Origin of the sequence: Enterobacter cloacae complex sp. S2, assembly GCF_015159675.1 — a bacterium.
GTDB classification, from domain to species: domain Bacteria; phylum Pseudomonadota; class Gammaproteobacteria; order Enterobacterales; family Enterobacteriaceae; genus Enterobacter; species Enterobacter intestinihominis.
Window position 1 is genome coordinate 1 of sequence record NZ_JADDTS010000087.1, and the last position, 1859, is coordinate 1859.

2 protein-coding genes and 2 pseudogenes are annotated in these 1859 nt (G+C 45.7%); all 4 read right to left on the bottom strand.

All coding sequences use genetic code 11. From position 1 onward, the window contains the following. Positions 1-239 (bottom strand): annotated as a pseudogene (locus tag IPZ49_RS22820) (hypothetical protein); the annotation flags it as partial. Between the two features lie 2 nt (positions 240-241). Further along, complete coding sequence (locus IPZ49_RS22825; protein ID WP_223863116.1) at positions 242-442, bottom strand: hypothetical protein; 201 nt, start codon at positions 440-442, stop codon at positions 242-244. A 122-nt stretch (positions 443-564) separates the two neighbouring features. Next, positions 565-1602 carry a hypothetical protein gene (locus tag IPZ49_RS22830; RefSeq protein ID WP_048218514.1) on the bottom strand — a complete coding sequence of 346 codons (1038 nt, stop codon included), beginning with the start codon at positions 1600-1602 and terminating at the stop codon, positions 565-567. A 23-nt stretch (positions 1603-1625) separates the two neighbouring features. After that, a pseudogene (locus IPZ49_RS22835) lies at positions 1626-1859 on the bottom strand (hypothetical protein); the annotation flags it as partial.

Below are 1859 nucleotides of genomic sequence, written 5' to 3' on the forward strand. Positions count from 1 at the left end.
CTTGCCTTTTCTCGTTCATCGCTATTACGAGGCTTTGACGCTTTCTTATTCAGCTTGTCTAATTCTCTTTCAGCAGATTTAAGCCCTTGGCTGAATTTTTTCATATTCAACGTGGGATCTTTAATGCCTTTAGCTTTCTTCTGAATTTGATCGAAAGCGTCCATAGCTTCTTTCATTGAATTACGATCAACACTAAATTTCACCGTGTTCTTGATAGAACTTGTGTGGATTTCAAGCATGATTATTCACCGCCTTTCTTTTCGTTCACAAGATAATTAAGCGCATCTGATACACTCATTCCTTTGAAAATGAGTTGTCTTAAATTTGAATAGCTCACATCAAGTGCTCTCGATACGGCTGCTAAATTCAGTAGTTGCTCGGCATTCGTATCATTAAGTTGTAAATGCAAGCCTCGACTCTTTAGGATAAGTTCCAATTTCATCTTTCCTCTTATTCTGGAAATAAAAAAGGGCGGGAACACTGGGGAGATGTTCCCAACGTTCACACGCCCTATTCAAATAGTTCTTCTTTATTTCAGACGGTTAGAACTACCGTCTACGCTCGTTAAGCGCTCAAGCTACCGAATACAATCGACTGTGCCACCACTTGTGGGATGAACGGCAGGAATGAAGACTCGGAACAGATAGAAGGGAAACCAAATTGCTGATCAACCACAACGTATTGATGAACCAGATCAGCACCCTTGCCCTGTGTAGCGTGGCGAGTACCCACACCGCTATGCAGAGTGAAAGCATTTTTATCAAGCAGTGGGATCGCTACGAAACCATCAGCGCCAATGCGGGAGGCAATGGAAGGGATTCCGGTAACATCGATCACGGTAACGCCGTTTAACTGCCAGGACTCAAGCCCAGGGTTATCGGTCTGCACTTTGGTAAAGAAGTTATCAGGATTGTTAACGCTCAGGGTGTAGGTCATAAACTGCGAAATGCTTGAATGGTAACGGAGGGCGCTTGCGGCCTTTCCTGCTGCCAGAATCACCATACCACGGCGTTGTTTTGCCAGCCCTTCACCCAGAGTTACCGACTGAATACGGTTAATCTGCGTTAGCTGTTCAAAGATATTCGCTGTGTCGCTTGCATCAAGCGTGAACTGCGTTTTAGCACCACCTGCAAGGAAATCTAAGTTTCCCTGATCGGTGTAGTCGCTGTCCTGTTTCAGCTCCAACAGGGCTTCACAAAGTGCAAGCTCGATACTGTTTTGAATCTGACTGTATTGGGCGGCAGAGAAATCAGCCAGTGCCAGCGTAATCTGATCGCCTACATCTGGAATTTGACGGCTGCGGTACTGTTCCAGATCACGCGAGGTTACGGAGTTTAAAGAGTTCACGTAGCGAAGACCATAAAGCTGAGTGCTGAACTCTGGACGGCGTGCCGTACCCCAGGCGCTTTGTGCGTAGGCTGGCTGTTCCGGTGCAGTCAGATTATCAGAGATAATGCTGGTATCAATTGCAATGCGGTTTAGCTGGTGATGTTCAATCTTAAATAGATTTAAATTCGAGATGACATTATTGGGGGCAACGCTGATCTCGAAGGGAGAGGCGAAATCATACATTTTCCCAGAAAATAGATCGGTGTAAGACATTATGTTGTTATTCCTTATTATTCTTATGTGGTACGCAGTGCAACAGTGCCATAATCGGCAAAGACATAGCCTTTAGCTAAAAGGGTCGCCACGACAGAAGCGTGATCGAGAGATGTTTCCAGAGCTTCCGCATTCAGAACCACCATTACCGGATTGGCAACAATCAGATATTTATCCCCTGCTTTCGCTGGTTCTACGAGTACATACGCAATTGAGCCAGTGCTTGCGGCTGATTCGCCGTCTTCGTCCACCACAGC

Excerpts from the sequence above, each read along its gene's own strand:
- IPZ49_RS22825 (WP_223863116.1), bottom strand. The coding sequence starts at position 442 with ATGAAATTGGAACTTATCCTAAAGAGTCGAGGCTTGCATTTACAACTT.
- IPZ49_RS22830 (WP_048218514.1), bottom strand. The coding sequence starts at position 1,602 with ATGTCTTACACCGATCTATTTTCTGGGAAAATGTATGATTTCGCCTCT.